At 69.8% G+C, this 17,618-nt stretch carries 15 protein-coding genes and 1 tRNA gene; 6 read left to right on the top strand and 10 right to left on the bottom strand.

Going from position 1 to position 17,618, the window contains the following annotated elements; genetic code table 11:
• Positions 1-254: 254 nt before the first annotated feature.
• Positions 255-875 carry a hypothetical protein gene (locus tag ACIHFE_RS14750; protein WP_400106377.1) on the top strand — a complete coding sequence of 207 codons (621 nt, stop codon included), beginning with the start codon at positions 255-257 and terminating at the stop codon, positions 873-875.
• 349 nt (positions 876-1,224) lie between these two features.
• On the opposite strand, the gene ACIHFE_RS14745 is transcribed toward ACIHFE_RS14750, so the two are convergent.
• The 3 genes from ACIHFE_RS14745 to ACIHFE_RS14735 all read right to left on the bottom strand — a co-directional run bounded on the left by ACIHFE_RS14745 (position 1,225) and on the right by ACIHFE_RS14735 (position 3,971).
• Positions 1,225-2,193: a DUF5926 family protein gene (locus tag ACIHFE_RS14745; RefSeq protein WP_400106375.1), complete on the bottom strand. Its 969-nt coding sequence runs from the start codon at positions 2,191-2,193 to the stop codon at positions 1,225-1,227.
• 180 nt (positions 2,194-2,373) lie between these two features.
• Positions 2,374-2,883 carry an ATP-binding protein gene (locus tag ACIHFE_RS14740; protein ID WP_400107008.1) on the bottom strand — a complete coding sequence of 170 codons (510 nt, stop codon included), beginning with the start codon at positions 2,881-2,883 and terminating at the stop codon, positions 2,374-2,376.
• A 245-nt stretch (positions 2,884-3,128) separates the two neighbouring features.
• The gene (locus ACIHFE_RS14735) at positions 3,129-3,971 is read right to left on the bottom strand and encodes a glycerophosphodiester phosphodiesterase (protein WP_400106373.1); all 843 of its coding nucleotides are present in this window, start codon (positions 3,969-3,971) and stop codon (positions 3,129-3,131) included.
• A gap of 216 nt (positions 3,972-4,187) precedes the next feature.
• Here ACIHFE_RS14735 and ACIHFE_RS14730 point away from each other — a divergent pair, with 216 nt between their 5' ends.
• From ACIHFE_RS14730 to ACIHFE_RS14720, 3 genes are all read left to right on the top strand, one after another.
• Complete coding sequence (locus ACIHFE_RS14730) at positions 4,188-5,714, top strand: trypsin-like peptidase domain-containing protein (protein WP_400106372.1); 1,527 nt, start codon at positions 4,188-4,190, stop codon at positions 5,712-5,714.
• Between the two features lie 812 nt (positions 5,715-6,526).
• A complete protein-coding gene (locus tag ACIHFE_RS14725; protein ID WP_400106370.1) occupies positions 6,527-6,844 on the top strand; it encodes a hypothetical protein in 318 nt (105 codons plus the stop codon).
• 49 nt (positions 6,845-6,893) lie between these two features.
• Positions 6,894-6,980: transfer RNA gene (locus ACIHFE_RS14720), tRNA-Ser, on the top strand.
• A gap of 239 nt (positions 6,981-7,219) precedes the next feature.
• Here the strand turns inward: ACIHFE_RS14720 and ACIHFE_RS14715 are convergent.
• The 7 genes from ACIHFE_RS14715 to ACIHFE_RS14685 all read right to left on the bottom strand — a co-directional run bounded on the left by ACIHFE_RS14715 (position 7,220) and on the right by ACIHFE_RS14685 (position 13,472).
• Positions 7,220-8,623, bottom strand: a complete 1,404-nt coding sequence (locus tag ACIHFE_RS14715; protein WP_400106368.1) for a site-specific integrase — start codon at positions 8,621-8,623, stop codon at positions 7,220-7,222.
• Positions 8,617-8,811, bottom strand: coding sequence for a helix-turn-helix transcriptional regulator (locus ACIHFE_RS14710; protein ID WP_400106366.1), 195 nt, complete (start codon positions 8,809-8,811; stop codon positions 8,617-8,619). The genes ACIHFE_RS14715 and ACIHFE_RS14710 overlap by 7 nt, the downstream gene beginning before the upstream one ends.
• Complete coding sequence (locus ACIHFE_RS14705) at positions 8,808-10,259, bottom strand: replication initiator (protein ID WP_400106364.1); 1,452 nt, start codon at positions 10,257-10,259, stop codon at positions 8,808-8,810. The genes ACIHFE_RS14710 and ACIHFE_RS14705 overlap by 4 nt, the downstream gene beginning before the upstream one ends.
• 141 nt (positions 10,260-10,400) lie before the next feature.
• The gene (locus ACIHFE_RS14700; protein WP_400106362.1) at positions 10,401-11,210 is read right to left on the bottom strand and encodes a DUF2637 domain-containing protein; all 810 of its coding nucleotides are present in this window, start codon (positions 11,208-11,210) and stop codon (positions 10,401-10,403) included.
• Between the two features lie 48 nt (positions 11,211-11,258).
• Positions 11,259-12,677, bottom strand: coding sequence for a cell division protein FtsK (locus tag ACIHFE_RS14695; RefSeq protein WP_400106361.1), 1,419 nt, complete (start codon positions 12,675-12,677; stop codon positions 11,259-11,261).
• Positions 12,674-12,913 (bottom strand): hypothetical protein, encoded by a 240-nt coding sequence (locus tag ACIHFE_RS14690; RefSeq protein WP_400106359.1) that lies wholly within the window; start codon positions 12,911-12,913, stop codon positions 12,674-12,676. Before ACIHFE_RS14690 ends, ACIHFE_RS14695 begins: the two co-directional genes overlap by 4 nt.
• Before the next feature lie 187 nt (positions 12,914-13,100).
• Positions 13,101-13,472, bottom strand: a complete 372-nt coding sequence (locus tag ACIHFE_RS14685) for a hypothetical protein (protein WP_400106357.1) — start codon at positions 13,470-13,472, stop codon at positions 13,101-13,103.
• Positions 13,473-13,637: 165 nt separating this feature from the next.
• Here ACIHFE_RS14685 and ACIHFE_RS14680 point away from each other — a divergent pair, with 165 nt between their 5' ends.
• Positions 13,638-14,075, top strand: coding sequence for a GntR family transcriptional regulator (locus ACIHFE_RS14680; RefSeq protein WP_400106354.1), 438 nt, complete (start codon positions 13,638-13,640; stop codon positions 14,073-14,075).
• Positions 14,076-16,236: 2,161 nt separating this feature from the next.
• On the top strand, positions 16,237-17,496 hold the full coding sequence (locus ACIHFE_RS14675) for a helix-turn-helix domain-containing protein (protein WP_400106353.1): 1,260 nt from the start codon (positions 16,237-16,239) through the stop codon (positions 17,494-17,496).
• Positions 17,497-17,618: the final 122 nt, after the last annotated feature.

Here is a 17,618-nt window from a genome sequence, read left to right as displayed (position 1 = left end):
CGGGACACCCGCCGCGAGCGAGGGTGGGAGCGCGTACGGACGGGAGACGCACGCGCTCTCACTCGTACGGGTGTAAGCCGCGCCGAGAACTGCGGGAATCGGGCGTATCACGGTCGGTCGCGGGGGGTAACGACCGCTATGTTCGGGCGAGGGCCCGCATCGGATGCCGCGCAGGGAACCGCCGTCGGGCGGGACGCGCCCGAGGCCCGCGATCGAATCGAACCAGTCCGCGGCTAGTTGCAGCAGGTGGTCCCATGGAGCGTGTGCTCGCCCGCGCCGACGGCGAATGCCGACGGCGTGCGGTGAATGTCCGGATGATTGTGCTGGCCGGCGTGGTGACGCTGGCCGTGGTGCTGCCGCTGGCGGCCGCCACCGCCGGCCCGGCCGGCCTGTCCGGCCGGGTCAAAACCGGCCCCGGCAAACGCCAGGACCCGGCCCGCGCCCGGCAGCGCGCGGCCATCGCCCCGTCCGCCTCCGGCAGCGCCCCGCGCACCCAGCTCGGCGACTCCGGGCAGGAGGAATCCCCGGCGCCCCGGGACGGCGCCCAGTGCGGCCCCGAACTCGACGCCGGCGAGGGTCTGCAGGCGCAGACCTGTGTGCTGGCGGACGGCCCGGACACCTGGGCGCGCACCTACTACCGCAATGGCACCGGCGGCCCGCTGTCGGCCGTGCTGAGTCTGATGGCGCCCGGCGGGCAGACGCTCCAGGTGCGCTGTCCGATGCCCGCCGCGCAGACTCCGGACGTCTGTGAGACGCCGCCCTCGGCGACGCCACGCGGACATGGCTCGTATACGGCGGTCGCGGAGATCGCCGACGCTCGGGGGAAGCTGTTGCTCCGCTCCGGCAGCAACTCGCCGGAGCCTGCCGAGGATTAGCGGCGCGGGGGGCGCGGGGCGTGGACGCGGCCGCCGGGCGAAGGCGGCCAGGATGCCAAGGGGCTGGTGAGGGTGGCGGCGGCGGGAGCGCGCGGGCCGGACCCGGACATGGAAGCGCCCGGTCGCTGGCGACGGGGGATGCACCAGCGACCGGGCTTTTAAAACCGTAACAAGAGATCGGCCGTTCGCAAATTCGATCGTGGATTTCCGGACGCCGATTTCCGGACTGAAAGCGGGAGTTGTGACAGGAGTCACGTAAGTGACGCCTCTTGGCGCCCCGGAATGCTTTGTTCCGCGCATTCCGGGTCCGCTTCCGCGGCCGCCGTCCGCCGCTTCCGCTCTACTGCCGCTAGTTCAGGGTGACCTGACGGCTCGTAAGACCGCTGCGCGCCCGCCGCTCCTCGGCGGTCAGCGGCGAGGAGTCGGCGAGCGCGGTGGCGAGCCGCTCCGCGAAGGCGGCGGCGGGCTTCTCCACCTCCGCCGCGTCGGTGTCGACCGGCAGGTCCCACACCGGCACGGTCAGGCCGTGCGCCCGGAACGAGCCCACCAGGCGGGTGCCCTCGCCGAGCGAGGAGGCGCCGGCCGCGTGCAGCCGGGCCAGCGCGTCCAGCAGCTGCTCCTCGGGGTGGGTCATCACCCAGCGCAGGTGGTTCTTCTCCGGCGTGTGGCACCAGTACGCGCCCGCGACGGAGGCCAGCTTGGCGGTGGGGATGGCGGCCGCGTTGGCCCGCTCCAGGGAGGCGGCCACCTCGCCGGTGGCGTTCTCGGCGTTCTCGATCCAGAACTCGAAACCGGTGTGCACCACCGGCTCGAAGGGCGCGTCCGGGTCCAGCAGGTCCTGCAGCCGGGGCCCGTCCAGGTCCGGGCGGGCGGAGCCGACCGGGGTGCCGGGCTCGGCGACCAGCGCCCGCTGGAGGGTGTCGGCCAGGTCGCGGCTGATGTCGCCGGAGGCGATGTCGTTCTGCAGGCCCAGCAGCACGGCGCCGTTGTCCCGGCGCAGCGCGGGCCAGGCCATCGGCAGCACGGTGGCCAGGGTGACCGAGGGCACGCCCTCGGGCAGGCCGCCCTTGAGGGTGAGCTCCACCGTGGCGGCGGGCACCAGCTCGCGCAGGGCCACCCAGTCGGCCTCGCCGGGCAGCGACTCGAAAGGCCGCTGCACCAACTCGGCGACGGCGTGGGAACCCTGGCGGCCGTGGCAGGCCTTGTAGCGCCGCCCCGAACCACAGGGGCAGGGCTCACGGGCGCCGACGACGGGGATCGCACCGTCGCCGGGCAGAGGGGTGGCGGCCTTGGTCTGGGGGCGGCGCTTCTTGGCCATGCGTGCGGGTCTCCCGATCGTGCGTCCGGCTCGTGTGCCGGATGGCACACGCGTTGACGGGCGCGAGCCTAGCGCTCGGCCGGGGCCCGGCCCGGCACGCTCGGACATCGTTGTCCGCGGTGACCCGCCCGCACGCCGCGCGCGATCCGGCCCCGGGCCGGATGTGATCTACGCGCGTGGTCAGGCCAGCTCGTCAAGATCGGCGAATCGCAGCTCGGGGTCCAGCTCGGGATCCAGCGCGGGGTCCAGTGTGGCGTCGAGCTCAACGCGCGTAGCGAAACCGGCGCGCGCCGACAGCGCCGCCCACACGGTCACCTCGCCCGCGCAGTCACGTACGCCCCAGCTCTGGGAGAGGGCGCTGATGATGTTCAGGCCGCGGCCGCCGCGGGCCGTGACCGAGGGAGTGGCCGGAAACGGACGGGTCGGACCGCCGCCGTCGGTGACCTCCACGGTCAGCCGGCCGCGATCGTCCACCCGCCAGGCGGCGAGCACACCGCCGCTGCCCTGGCCCGCTCTTGTGCCGTTCTCCCGGCTCAGCGGGCGCCCATGCCGGTACGCGTTGCTGAGCAGTTCGGAAAGGATCAGTACGGCGTCGTCGATGACCGGATCCGGTACCCCGCTGTTGCGCAGCTCCTCGCGCATCCGGTGTCTTGCTTCACCCACACCGGCGGGACCATGGGGTACGGCCATGATCGACGACGTGGGCACCTCCTGTGCCACCACCAACGCCACCCCCGAGACCTCCTTTGCCCCACGTCAGGGGATGGATGCCCCAATGGCCTGGACCGGAAACCGGCCAACGGCGAACCACCGGGGGCACTCACCGGTGCCGGACACATACCGAACGCGCCGGTGCACTCCGGGTAATGGGGCACGCGCGTACGGGCGTTGGCGGGCGTCGGCCGCGCGGAACTGCTCACACCCGCCAAACCGCCCTAGCGGCGGCCGAGTTGGGTGAGCACCGCCCGGGGCCGGTTGGTGATGATCGCGTCCACGCCCAGCCGCAGGCAGAGTTCGACGTCCTCGGGTTCGTTGACGGTCCATACGTGCACCCGGTGTCCCGCGCGGTGCAGTCGGGCCACATAGCCGGGATGGCTGCGGACGATCCGGATGCTCGGCCCGGCGATCCGCACGCCCGGCGGCAGCCGTCCGTCGCGCAGTCTCGGCGAGACGAACTGCATCAGGTAGACGGTCGGCAGGCCCGGTGCCGCGGCCCGGACCCGTTGCAGGGAACGGGCCGAGAAGCTCATCACCCGTACCGGGGAGGGCTCGCCGGGCGGCGGCTCGGCCAGGCCGAACCGGCCGAGCAGCGCCAGCAGCCGTTCCTCGACCTGACCGGCCCAGCGGGTGGGGTGCTTGGTCTCGATGGCCAGTTCGATCCGCCGTCCCGAGTCGGCGACCAGCTCCAGCAGCCGTTCCAGGGTGAGCACCGCGGTGCTGTCCGGGTCGGGGGTCTGCTGGTCGGGCTCCTCCGGGTCGGCGGCCTGGCCCTTCCAGGAGCCGAAGTCCAGGGTCGCCAGGTCGGCCAGTTCCAGGGCGGAGACGGCGCCCCGGCCGTTGGAGGTGCGGTTGACCCGGCGGTCGTGCACACAGACCAGATGCCCGTCGGCGGTCAGCCGGACATCGCACTCCAGCGCGTCCGCGCCGTCCTCGATCGCCTTGCGGTACGCGGCCAGGGTGTGTTCCGGCGCGTCCTCGGAGGCTCCGCGGTGGGCGACGACGGCCAGCGAGTGGCGCCCGGGCCGCAGTCCGTCCCGGGCAGGGTGCGCATAGGTCACCGCGTTATGGTGCCACCGCCTGGCACAATCGCGCATGGGCCCTTTGTCCGGCCGGTCGGCCGGCTGGTCATCCGGCCGGTCGTGCGGAGCCCCGCGCGGTTTCCGCCGAAGGCGCACAGACTCCGTTTACGACGCTCTGATGCGCCATGGGAGATGCTGGGGCAGGCGTGGCCCATAGGCGTGAACCGACTGACGTGTACCTGATAAGGAGAAGCCGTGAGCACCGAGAACGAGGGCGCCGCCGCTACGTCAGCGGCCGGGCCGCAGGCGGAGTCTCCGGCCATGGGGGTGCCGGAGGCTCCGCGCGCCGACGCCGCGCCGCAGGACACGCCCGCGCAGCATGCCGCGGACGGCCCGGCGCAGGGCGCACCGGCCGCAGCGCATGCCACACAAGCCGCGCCGGCCGCGCCGCCGGCCGCTCCGCCCGTCGAGGCCACCGCCCAGCAGCCCGCCGTCTCCCCGGAGGCGGCCGGCGCGCCCGTCGCCCACCCGGAGGCGCCCGCCGCCCCCACCGGCACCTGGTACAACGCGGCCGGCGCCCCCATGCCGTACGGTCCGCCGCCCGGCGGTCCGGCCGCTCCCTGGGGCATGCCCGCCCCGGCGCCCGCGCCCCGCCGCAAGGGCGTGGGCGGGCTGATCGCCGCCGTGGTGGCGGCCGCGCTGGTCGCGGGCGGCATCGGTGGCGGCATCGGCTACTGGGCCGCCACCCATGACGACGGCAACTCGACCACTGTCTCCGCCGCGAGCGATCCCAAGGTGCAGAGCCGTACGCCGGGTTCGGTGGCCGACATCGCCAGCAAGGCGCTGCCCAGCGTGGTGACCATCGAGGCGCAGAGCAACAGCGGCGACGGTGGCACCGGCACCGGCTTCGTCTACGACAAGCAGGGCCACATCCTCACCAACAACCATGTGGTCGCCTCGGCCGCCGACGGCGGCAAGCTCTCGGTGACCTTCTCCAACGGCAAGCAGTACGACGCCGAGGTCGTCGGCCGGGCCCAGGGCTATGACGTCGCCGTCATCAAGCTGAAGAACCCTTCCGGCGCCAGCCTCAACCCGCTGCCGCTGGGCGACTCCGACAAGGCCGCGGTGGGCGACGCCACGGTCGCCATCGGCGCCCCCTTCGGGCTCTCCGGCACGGTCACCACCGGCATCGTCAGCGCCAAGAAGCGGCCGGTGGCCTCCACCGACGGCGGCGGCAGCGGCAACGCCTCGTATATGAGCGCCCTCCAGACGGATGCCTCGATCAACCCCGGCAACTCCGGTGGCCCGCTGCTCAATTCGCAGGGTGCGGTCATCGGCATCAACTCCGCCATCCAGTCCGCGGGCAATGGCGGCGGACTCGGCGGCAGCCAGGGCCAGTCCGGCAGCATCGGCCTGGGCTTCGCCATCCCGATCAACCAGGCGAAGAACGTCGCCGACCAGCTGATCAGGACGGGCCAGCCGGTCTACCCGGTCATCGAGGCCACGGTGAATATGAAGGACGCCGGCGGCGGCGCCAAGATCGCCTCCAGCGGCAGCAACGGCGACTCCGCGGTCACCCGCGGCGGCCCGGCCGACAAGGCGGGCCTCAAGCCCGGCGATGTGATCACCCGGCTCGACGACACAAAGATCGACAGCGGCCCCACGCTGATCAGTGAGATCTGGACCCACCAGCCCGGCACCAAGGTCACGGTGACCTATGTCCGCGACGGCAAGCAGTCGACGACGGAGATCACGCTGGGCGAGCGCAAGGGTGACAAGTAGGGCGGGTTGGCTCTGAACTCCCGGTCGTGTGCCGGGAGTTCATGCTTGGCGCGCGGCGCCGGGTGCGGGCGCCGTGCCGGGTGGCCAGAGGCGTTCCCTGCCTGGCGATAAGAGCGATGTTGTGTGGGGGAGCAGGGGGCTTCCGGTGCTGGGCGGTAAAGGTGAGTGCCATGCCGGGCGCTAAGGGGCGCCCCGCGCCGAATGGGAAAGGCCGTTCTGGGGTGGGTGGGAACGGCCGCCCCGTGGCGGGTGGTGGTGGTCGTGCTGTGTCGAGCGGCAAGGGCCGTCCTGCGCCCAGCGGAAGAGGTCGTCCGGCATCGGGCGGCAAGGGCCGTTCCGGGGCGGGCGGCAGTGGTCGCCCTGTGGCGGGTGGTAGTGGTCGTGCTGTGTTGAGTGGCAAGAGTCGTCCCGCATCAAGCGGAAATGGTCGTCCCGTACCGAGTGGCAAGGGACGTCCCGTGTCGGGGGTAACGGGTCGTTCCGTACCGAGTGGGAACGGTCGTCCTGCGTCGGGCGGGAAGGGCCGTCCTGCCTCGGGCGGGAAGGGCCGTCCAGCGGCCGGTGGCAGTGGCCGCCCTGTGGCGAGCGGTAACAGCCGTCCCGCGCCGGGCAGTACGGGTCGTCCGGCACCGAGCGGCAAGAAGCGCCCCGGGCCGAACGCCAAGAGTCGTTCGGCGCCGAACGGCCGAAGCCGCCCCGGCGCCGGCGGGAAGCGCCGCCCCGTAGCGGGTGCCAAACGCCGCCCCGCGTCCGCCGGTAAACGCCGTCCTGCCCGCCGGGCCGACCGCCGTCGCTGGATCCTGCCCCTCGCCGTGAACCTTGTGCTCGGCTACTTCGGTACGGTCCCCTTCGGCTACGCCTGGTCCTTTCTCGGCAACTACCCGCTGGCCGCCCTGGGTTGGACCGAACGCGATCCCGGCGACTTCGGCGGCCTGCTGCTCTGGCTGGTCCTTCTCACCGGCGTACTCGGCGGCTTCCTGGCCGGCTGGGCCGGCATCAATCTGATGGTCCGCAGACTGTCCGGACTGCCCACCCGCCGCTACTGGACGGTCAGCACGCTTGTCCTCTTTCTCCCCACCGCCGTCTTCGCCCTGGTCCCCGAGGCGTGGCAACCCCTGAGCCATCTCTGACCCCGACCCGGTAGGCTGTCCCCGCGCAGCGGCGGGCAGCCGGGCGCGGGGAGGCTTGCCCGAGCGGCCGAAGGGAACGGTCTTGAAAACCGTCGTGGCAGCGATGTCACCGTGGGTTCAAATCCCACAGCCTCCGCCCAGGTCAGCGTAGGCGCTGGTCAGAAGGGGTGTCCCTGGTTCGGGGGCGCCCCTTTCGCATGGGGGCCTGTCTCACCTCGTACCGCCTGTTTCCCGCTGTTGATCAGCGCGTGTGGACCAGGCGTGGACCAGGATTCGGAGCCTGACCAGGGGCAATCCGCTGATGGGCAGCAATAAGGGTGTGGTCCGTAGCGCTGGCTACGGACCACACCCGTGTCATGACTTGCCGGGACGACGCTAGTCGGTCCGGTCTTCGCGGTCTTCCATCAGGGCCCGCTCGATCTTCTCGTTCGCTTGTTGTTGGAGGCCGTGGATCACCTTGGCGTAGAAGCGGAACAGGACTGCGATGCTGTGGCCCGCGCGGCGGGCGACCTCGGCGGGGGCGACGCCGGACATCAGCCACAGGGAGACGCCTGCGTGCCGAAGGGAATAGGGCTTCTCGGCGAGAGGCGTTGCCGCTTCAGCCTCCGTTACCACGGCGAGGCGGGCAGCCCTCCAGACGTCTCCGTACTCCTTCGACAGCAGGTGTCCGCCCTGGGCGGCACGGAACAGTCGGCCGTCCTCAGCGACGCCGAACTCTTCGATGTGCTCGCGGAGCATGCTGACCAGGACGGGCGGGATGGGCACGGAGCGAGTGGCGTTCCGGGCCCGGCGTTTCAGGCCCCGCGAGTCGAAGGACTCGCCGGTGTCGGTCCACGCCGAGCCAACCCGGGGGGTACTCCTAGCGAGGACGAGTTCTCCCCAGCCGCTTTCGGGGAGCTTGCAATCAGGCAGTGCCAGGGCGGTTGCCTCGGCCGGGCGCGCGGCGGCGTAGTAGAGGCAGCCGAAGAACGCTTTCAGGTGGCGGCCCCGGTTGCCCTGCTTGGCGACCCCGAGGACGAGCCGCTTCGCCAGGCCCGCGCCAGGGACGTACCGGAAATCGATCTCGTCATCCACTTCCGGGGCCTTCCAATCCACCTTGTCCAGGGGCACCTTCACCAACAGTTCGCGCTCGACCGCGTACCGGAGAGCGTTGCTGAATACGGGCACTTTCCGGTTGACGGTATTCGCGGCGGCGGCTTTGCCGTCGATCTTCAACGACAGCGCTTGCAGGGCCGAGCGGACCACCGAGGGTGTGTTGAGGTCGGTCACCTTGGTGGACTTCCGGGCGATCCAGTCCAGTGCGGCACCGATGTGTTCCGGAACCGCTTCCACCTGGGTGCGCGGCTGCCACTGGCCCTCGGCATCGAGGCAGAGACGGAAGGCCCAGGCGTACAAGGCTGTCCGGAGAACACGGGGCTTTGGGGCACCACGCATGTCGGTCACCAGGGCGGGCGTGACGGTGGCCAAAGCATCGGCGATGCTCGCTCGGTGCTTTGCCGATGCAGTCGGCCACTTCATGGCGACGTAGGCACGAGCGTGCTCGTACCAAGTGGGGGACTTGAGTTCGTGAAGTTCTGAACTCGGCAAGCCGGTTGTGGTGTCGAACTGCTCGCGATTACGCAGGGCAGCCAGCAACTCAGCTCGTCGGCCGTCCGCTTGGGCCTTGAGCGCATAGCTCTTCGAGTGCGCCTGTGCCCCCACGCGCCAGCGGAGCATGTACGGCTTGGGGCGATTGGCTCGCTTACGGATGCCCCATATCTGGACGTCATAGGTCAGCACGTGGGGACCTCGCAGCCGTCGAACCACGCGTCGAGATCGGAACGGCGTACCCGGATCTGTCCGTTGGGGAGCTTGAGGCACTTGGGAGCCTTGCCGCGTGCCCGCATGCGGTAGAAGGCGGCGCGGGACATCCGTATCTCGGCCAGCACCTCGGGCAGGGTGAGGGTGTCGGGTCGGGTGCGGCTCACTGCCAGGGCTCCCCTTCGGTTTTGGTGCGTTCGGCTTCGGCGATCTCGTGGCGTACTTGGGCGGCGATGAGTTCTTCGCCGGGGCGGTAGCCAGATGCGAGGTAGGTCCAGTGGGCGAAGATGAGGGTGGTGTTTTCCTCGGGAGCCGGGGTGCCGGCATGGGCGCGGGCCTGTTCGATGCGCCAGGTGCGGCGTATGCCGCGGAGGGCGCCGAGGGTGGTGGAGTAGCGGCGGGATTTGGTGGAGAAGTGGCCTCGGAAGCCGAGCATGTGGGCCCACTTCCAGAGCTTGAGGTCAGCGAACTCCGGCAGGTGGCCGAGGTCCCAGGCGGTGCGGATCATCTGGCGTACGTGCCGGGCTACCTTGAGATCTGCAATAAGTTCCGCTTGCCCGGTGCCTTCGCAGTCGGCGCACAGGTCGCGGTAGCCGTCCGGTCCACGGACGTATCCGCGTCCGCCGCAGGGTCGGCAGATCAAGGATCGGTCCACGGTGCCGGTGCCTTCGGCGCTCTTGGTGGCGTACTTGGCGACGTATCCGGCAACGGCCCGGTCGGTGAGTTCACCGTCTCCGAGGGCGGTGATCTCCCGTACGTCGATGCGGTCGCCCCAGGTGAGTTCGCGTTCGCCGATGGCGTCGGATTCCACGGTGACCCGGGCGCGCTGGGCGGCTTCCTTCGCTGCGTGGGTGAGGGCGTCGAGGGTGGCCCAGGTGGGGGGAGGGGTGGTGTGGCCGTCAGGGCCGTCGAAGCGGATGACGGCGTGGAAGTGGACCAGGCCGCGCCTTTGGTACTCGGCGACCTTGGCGAAGGAGACGCGCAGGGCGGCGTTCAGGGCCTTCTGTGTCATGCCGAAGCGCGCGGCCAGCGTGCGGCGGAGGTAGATGGTGAAGCGCCGCCACAGGTCCCCGGCGTGGGCGTTCCACAGCACGGCGCCGGTGTAGTCGTAGGTCTTCGGGTCCAGTGGCGTCCCCAACTCCGTATCGCCATCAGGGTGTTGGGTGCCGCAGCGGCATTTGAGGACCTTGCCCGCGTCGGTGGTGGGGCGGTTGTGGACGGGGCCGAAAGAGGGGGCGGTGAGGGTGACGAAGGCGCGCGGGTGGGTGCGGACGGTCTCGGCGACGTTCTTGCCGCCGGAGAGTCCGGCCTTGATCAGGTGATAGGTGTCAGCGGCGTAGACGCGGGAGCAGGCCGGACAGCGCGAGGAGCGGCGGTTGCCGCAGGTGGTCAGCAGGCGGCCGGTGGGTTCGTCGGCGGTGGTGTAGGCGCGCAGCACGGTGTTCGTGGCGGCGTCGAGGGTGGCGGTGTGGCCGGTGAGGTTGACCGGGCGGGAGCAGCCGCGCACGTTGCGGATCTGCTCGACCACGCGGTCGAAGTCGTGGAGGTTGGCCAGTTCAACCAGGTCCCGCAGAGCGGGGCTGATCACGTGGCGCAGGTTCAGGGGGCGCGTCATGAGAGGGGTGATCCTTTCCGCTCGAAGGGGGTGGGGCTCCGGGCAGCACCCAAGGAGGGGGTGGTGCTGCCCGGAGGCATGGCGGACCGAGCCCAGGCGCGGGCAGTGGTGAGGGGAGGCGCCGGAAAAGGCCGGCGGGGGTCAGGCCGTGAGGGCCGTGTGGAGGGCGGTGGCCATGGGAAGGCCGACGCCGAGTCGCCGCTTGAGCTGGGCGACGGTGATGGGCTCGCCGTGTTCAGCGCGATGGGCGTCCGCGATGGCTCGGGCCTCGTTGAGCAGGGGCTCAGGGACCTTGACCGCAGGCGCGGAGGCAACCGCGGAATCGGGTACGGCCGGTCGGGGAGCCACCGGAGCCGGGGCCGGTTCAACCGGGGCCACGGTGGGCGCCGGTACGGCGACCGGAACGAAGGGAGCCGGGTCCTGTCTCGGGATCGAGGCGACCACGGCCGCAGCCGAGGCCGGTTCGGCGGTCGGCGACGGGGCCGGTTCGGGCTCGTCGGCCAGGGCCGGGGCCAGGTCATCGGCCGGGGCGGGTGCCGTGTCGGGGGTGGTGACGGTGTGAAAGGCCCGAAGGAGCTGGGGGCCGACCGCGCCCCATCCGAGCAGGAGCAGGGGCGCCACGGCGTCTACGGCGGCGCGGCCGTAGTGGTGGGCGGTGATCGGTTCGGCGATGTTGAGGGCCAGGGTCAGCAGGCCGGAGACGTGCATGAGCCGGGTGGCCGCCTTCATGTGTTCCGGCCGGACGCCGCGCAGGGAGAGGTAGCGCAGGGCGACCAGGAGCCCGACTACCGACAGATCGACCATGGGGGCTATCAGCGGGGCGATCGGAGCGGGAACGCCCAGACGCAGGGCCAGGGCCCAGACGTTGCCGAAGGAGAAGACGAACGCGAGCGCGGCGATCACGCCCATGACCACGGTCACGGTCCGCTGAGTGATCCGGTCCTCACTCATGAAGTGTTCACCTCCCTCCAAGTGACTGGTGTTTTCCGGGCGTTGAGGTCAGGCCGCTTCGGGGATGTCGTCGGCGGGGTCGGGCTTGATGAGCAGGGCGCGGCGCACGTCTCCGCCGGGGAGCTGGCACATGAGCAGGTCGGCAGGGTCCCGGGTCAAGTGGGCGGTTTCCTCGGCGATCCGGCGGGCGTCAGCGGCGGACACATAGGGGGTGCGTACGCGCAGGAAGCCGGGGCGTTCGTTGTGCTTCATGGCGGCAACACCGACGTAGGCCGGGTTCTGGAGGTCGGTGGGGTTGGCGTCAGGCCAGTTGCGGATGTCGTCGCCGAGGGCGGCAACGGCGGCTTCTGCGGTCTTCTGGGCGAAGGACAGGCCCACCGGGCATACGTCCCGGATGGCCGTGGGCAGGGCGTCACCGGTGGCCTTCTGCGTGGCCAGGATCACGACGATGCCAACTGAGCGGCCCTTCTTCACCAGGTCACCCACCAGGCGGGCGTTCTCCGCCGCCAGCGCCGCGAGTTCCTTGGTCTTCTTGTCCGGTCCCTTGTGATCGGCGAAGTAGGTGTGTGCCTCGTCGATGATGGCGACGACGAGCGGGTATTCCTCGGTGGGGCCGACGTCCCAGAAGTTGGTCACGCCGAGTACGGACTCAATCGAGGTGGACCGCGCGCTGCGCAGGTTCACCAGCCGCTTGAAGATCGCGTTGGCTTCCGCCAGGTCGTCACCGGCGAAGGCGAACATGCGCTTGGACAGATGGGCGTAGTCGCCCTCACGGGCGGTGGACACCTTGCCGTCCACCGTGACGAACTGAATCGCGGGTGAGGGCGCCCAGTCACAAACCAGGCGGTTGATCACCGAGGTTTTCCCGTAGCCGGGAAGGCCGGCCACCGTGATTCCGGGGACGTTCGACAGGTCCACGGTCACCGGCTGGGCGTACTCGTCCACCCCGACATGCCAGGTCGGCACATCGACCGGCGCCTCTCCCGTGGGGACGTGCTGCGTCTTGTGGCGCAGGGGGTCCGTGCGCACGCCACGGATGATGACCTTGCCCGGACCGTCCGGGGTGACGGAGACCCGCTCACAGCCCCAGGCGTCCGCCAGGTAGGGGGCGGCGTTCTGGAACTCCGCCAGGCTGACCTTCGGCAGGCAGTTCGCCCGCGCGACGATCCCGTACCGGTCCGGCTTCACCTTCAACACAGGGGTCAGGACGCGCGGCTTGGGGGACTTGCCGTCGGTGTTGGCCAGCGAGGCAAGGGCGGTGGGCATCTTGTCGGTGACCGACAGCCCCGCCATCTGCGCGAGTCGCTTCCAGCCCCGGCGGACCCGCACGGCCTGCCGGATACTGACGCGGGTGTCCGCATCGGCGCGGATGTAGCGGACGACCCAAAGCACCGCCCACAGGGCTATCAGGGCCAGGGCGGCCCCGGCCGCAGCCGGGGCGTAGCCCATCACTTCATTCGGTGTCACGTGGTGTGGTCTTTCTTGTCGGGGCGGTAGAGGAAGTGCACAAGGGCCGCTTCCAGTTCCGCCCAGTCGTAGACGTTCTCCACACGGGGGTAGCCGTGGCCGACGAGAACGCCAATGACGGAATGGATCAAAGACTCCGAGAACCGCTCATCCGGGCCGGAGTGATCCAGTGGGTAGGCCCGGCAGCAGTGGCACAGCGAGGGCGCCAGACACAAACGCTCTTCGGTCTCACTCACCGGGCATCCGTCCTTCGCGCCCGGATCGCTGCGGCGCGAGCGCTCCAGGAGACCTCGGGTCCGGTGATGATCAGGCAGACCTCTGCGCGGCGTAGCGCCTCCGACGGGTCGAGGCCCTCGCGTTCCCACACCGCCGCAACAGCACGGAGCTTGGTCGCGCGGGCGGTGCGGGAAGCAGGGGTGGGTCTCATGCGGCCAAGTCGCCGGACTCGACTGCCACCGGCGGGGCGGTGACCAGTTCCAGCGCGGCCGCGCGGTAGGCGACGCCCTGCTGAAGCTGGCCGTTGAAGATGTTCGCCCACGGGGTGGCGAACAGGTCCACCGGCCGCACCTGCATGCCCGGCATGAGGCCGTTGGGCAGGCCGTCCTTCGGAACGGTGATCTTCAGAGCCTCCGCCCGCTCCTCCTCCATCAGGAAGACCGTCAGTGTGTACAGGGTCTGTCCGGTCTCGCGGTCGGTGGCCAGGGTCGTCTTCTCCTGGTCGGTGTACTTCGGCACCGGCCCCGTGCCGACCATGTGCCGGGTGGAGTCGGTGGAGCCAACGCGGAAACGCGCCATGAGGGAACTTCCTTTCGTTCGGTGCCGCTCGGTGCGGCGTGACACAAGTAGTACCTAGCCCAGGCTAGCTAAGTCAAGTGGGATCTCTCGCGATGCGTTGGCTAGCCATGTGCGGCGGTGCGGGGGACCTGTGATAGGTGGGCTAACGCGGGCTACCCTGAAGGCATGCCAACCCCCAAGCACGACCACCGGCCGCCGTACCAGCAGGCCGCCGACGCCATCCGCCGCGAGATCCAAACCGGCAGGCTCAAGCCGGGGCAGCAGCTCCCCTCACACCGCGAGCTGCAAGAACGCTTCAACATCGCGAACATGACCGCCCGCAGCGCGCTGCGCGTCCTACGGGACGAGGGCCTGATCTACACCGTCCAGGGGCGCGGCAGCTACGTCGCCGACGCTGTAGAGCACGCCTCGCCAGTACACACCGCATCCGGTCAGGCCAGCGAGACCGAAGGGGGCCCGGAAACCGTCCAGGTCGCCCCCCTCCTCGAAGCGCTGCGTTCCCTCCGCGACGACTTCCGCACTATCAGCGCGGAAATTCAGGAGATCAGGCGGGAAGTCGATGAGCTGAAAGCTCAGCGCCACCAGCAGGACGGCACTGCCTGAGCACGGCGACATCCTGACGTATCGCCTGCACTTCCCCAGCCAGGCGACCGGCCATCGCCGCCAGGTCGCGCACCACCGCATATACCTCGGCCACATCACTGCTACCGGCCATCAACTTGCTTGCCTCGCTTGCCGTTTCGTGCTCGGTCATTTCCTGTTCCCCGCCTTACTTCCGTGCCGTGTCCTCGCGCTCCATCCCACCGGCCAGGGTTTGCCCAAAGGCTTGCCCCACACCGGGTAACCCCCGCCCTGCCCGCGAGGGCAAGCAGATGGGCAAGCACCACGGCCACGCGGACGCCCCCGTTCCCCGCCCGCAGCAGCCCCGCCGGCCGATCCCGGCAGCACAGCCCAGGACCCGCACCGTCATCACGGCCGTTCTCCGCACTCGACTGGCCATCAGACCGCTTGCCACGCACCTCACTCCTTCGCTCCGGGTGCACCCAGAGTCCGGAGAAACGTGCTTTTGGCCAACCGCCAAAGCCGTGCTATGTTCCGCCGTCCGCCGGGGCCCCAACAGGCACGAGCGCAGACCACGCGCAGCCATCACAGCCGCTCCCTTCACCCGATCAGCCGGGACACACGCCCCACGGCCGACGCCCACAATCCACGCATTCGCCGGTTTGGCCCGGCTGGACTTTCCTGATAGACGGCACACCCCGCCCACGGCCCGCGCCACCTCCTCTCGCTCATCAACGGCACACCCACAAGGCTCCGGAGAAACGCCGGTTTGGGTAACCGGCGATCGTCGGCTATGTTCCGCAGCCCATCTCTGTGCCTCACCCATAGAGGTCTCGTTGATCAGGCTCGTGTGACCCCCCGCGAATGTGACGTCCGTCACTTGCCCTCCACTCCGTCAGGAACGCCGGGACTCTCCGGCACGACCGGAAGCAGGTCAGCGAAAGCGGACACCCCCGCACCCCTGAACCGCACCGGGCAATTGCTACAGGTGCCGGTGATCTCGGCGGTGTGACACTTCGTGAGGCACATCACAACACCCAAGGCGAAATCCAGAGTGCCGACATGGCGTCGAAACCGCCCGAGGGCGCACGGCAAACACTCCTGTGGACAACTCTCCGAGTCGCGAGCGGACCCCCGAATGCAGGCAGCGCGAAATAGAGGGCATTCCATACACCCCTTGCAATGCTTGGGATTTGAGGCCCCGTAAACAGTCCTACCTGAAAACGGCGGACAACGTCGGAAGGTGGAATTTGCTTCATGGAAGTAGGTTCCAATAAGGACCCTGTGGATATTTTTCAACGACCGAGCGGACGAACCATGGCAAACCGGCGCCTAGTTGCACGCAACGTGCGAAAGTCGGTGCGGAGCGGGGCGAGCCGGAGCGCGAGCGCAACGGGCGAGGAGCCAGCGCAGGAATGATCCGCCGGACACGGCCAACGCGGAGCGGCAGACGAGCTGTTACGAGTTTCTTTACTGGATCAAGGGCGGCCCGCTCACGCGTGCCGCCGCGCGCTGGCGGCCCGTGGCCGCCGCCGCTCCTGTCTACCGCCCCGCTCACGGCGGCCCCCGTCCACTCAGCGCGCATACCAGCAACCGCGACGACCAGGCCCGCGAAGCAACCCCACCAGCCCGCAGCAGCACCCCAAGGCAGGCGCAGGCGGAGGCGGCCGCGCAGGCACCACGACCATGCGCACGCGGCCAGCAGCCAGCCCCGACCAATTCCGCGGTTCCCCCGCCAAGCAGCCGACAACCCCGAGCGCCAACGCGGCCGGGAAGCCAACACAGACGCTCAGGGCTGACAGACCGATCACCGTCCCCGACCACTGCCCATGGGGCGCCGGGCGGGACACGCCACACCAACAACCAGGCCACCGCCGGACACGGCCACAAGCGCCAGCAACGAGGCCAAGGCAGCCACCCAGCGCAACGGCCGGCCGGGGCAACCGCCGTGACGGGAACGGATAGCGTGGCTGATGCCGGTGGGTGGTTGCTGGAGACACACGTGGCGGGTGATCGTCACAGCGCGGGCGCGTCGTAGCTGACTTTCGTTGGCTGAGGTCCAAACCCCATAGCCACCAGCACGGCCAACCGGCCAGTCGTCAGGCTTCGGGAAGCCGTGCACTCATGCCAGCTGGTAGGGGTACACCTTGGGCAACGTGCGCCTGCGGCTCCGAGGCGTACCGTGAGAGCGGGAGGTAGTCGCATGACATCCGAGACGGCTGAAGTCCGTTGGAACGTCAAGAAGTTCAGGCGTGCGGCGGGTATGAGCCAGGAGGGCTTGGCCGACGCTTCGGGGCTGTCGGTCAAGACCGTTCAGAAGGTGGAGCAGGGCGGTCACGTCCTCACGGAAACGCTCCATGCCATCGCTCGCGGCCTTGGGGTGCCAACGTCCGAGCTGTTCGCAGCAGGGTCCCCGGCGCCGGTAGTCGGCGACGAGGCAACCCGGCAGAGCCTCGTACCGCTCCGGACGGCGCTGATGCCGCCGATGGGCATTGATGGCGCCCTCGTCCAAAGCCCGGTCGGTGCCGAGCAGTTGGCGGACATGCGGCGAGAAATCATGGACACGCATGCGCTGTACCGGGCAGACGAGTTCGACTCGGTGGCGAAGAAGCTTCCCGCTCTGCTGAGGAAGACGGACGCAGCAGTCAGTGCAGCCGAGGGCGACGAGCGGCACCAGGCAACCATTACTCACTCGCTGACCCTGTTGGTGGCAGGCAAGTACCTAACCCAGGTCCGCCAGTACGACATGGCCTATCATGCCCTCGCCGAGGGAATCCGGCTCGCGCGCGAAGCAGAAAAGCGCCAGCTCGCGGCGACGGGAGTTGTTGGCATGTGCTGGCTGTTGCTGCGGCAAGACCGCTTCGCCGAGTGCTACCACCTCGCAGCCACCACAGCCGAGTTGGTAGAGCCCCGGATGACCGACGCCGACAGTTCCCGGGTCGGCCTATGGGGCGAACTATGGATGCGCGCCGCAGCCGCTTCGATCCGGGACAACCGGCCCGACGACACCAAGGCCGCTCGCCGGATGGTCGCCCGAGCCGCCGCCGGCATGGACCGGGAGGACCAGGCTTTCCCCGCGACATGGGGAGGTTTTGGGCCGGTCACCGCAGCCATTAAGGCCGTCGAGGACTGCCTGGTCAGCGGCAGTAGCCCCAGTGACGCCCGCGCCGTCCTCGCACGAGCCGATGAAGGCGTGTTGTCCTCGGGGGCACTGAAGAAGCTTGGAAAGCCGCAGGGCGCCAACTGGGCACGGCACCGGCTGGACGTGGCCCGCGCCCACACCATCCTCGGCGCACACCAGGACGCCACCGACGAACTGATGTGCATCAGGTCCGAGCGAGGCGAGTGGATCAAGCATCAGCCCATGGCCCGCCGTGTGATGGCGGACATCCTGAAGTCGCGCAAGCGCACCCTCACCCAGGACATGCGCGAGATGAAGAGCTACCTGGGCGTTGTCGAGTAGGTCCCACGGAGCGTGGGAGCCCCCTTCCACAGAGCTACGAACTCCCACGCTCCGTGCGTGGCTGCCATTTCCCGGCAGTCCTACGGTCATCGAGTCCCGAGCACGCTATGAAACGCGGGGTC

Source organism: Streptomyces sp. NPDC052396, assembly GCF_044593195.1.
Lineage (GTDB): Bacteria > Actinomycetota > Actinomycetes > Streptomycetales > Streptomycetaceae > Streptomyces.
The sequence above is the reverse complement of the archived record's forward strand: the minus strand, read 5'-3'. Positions and strand labels throughout refer to the sequence as shown.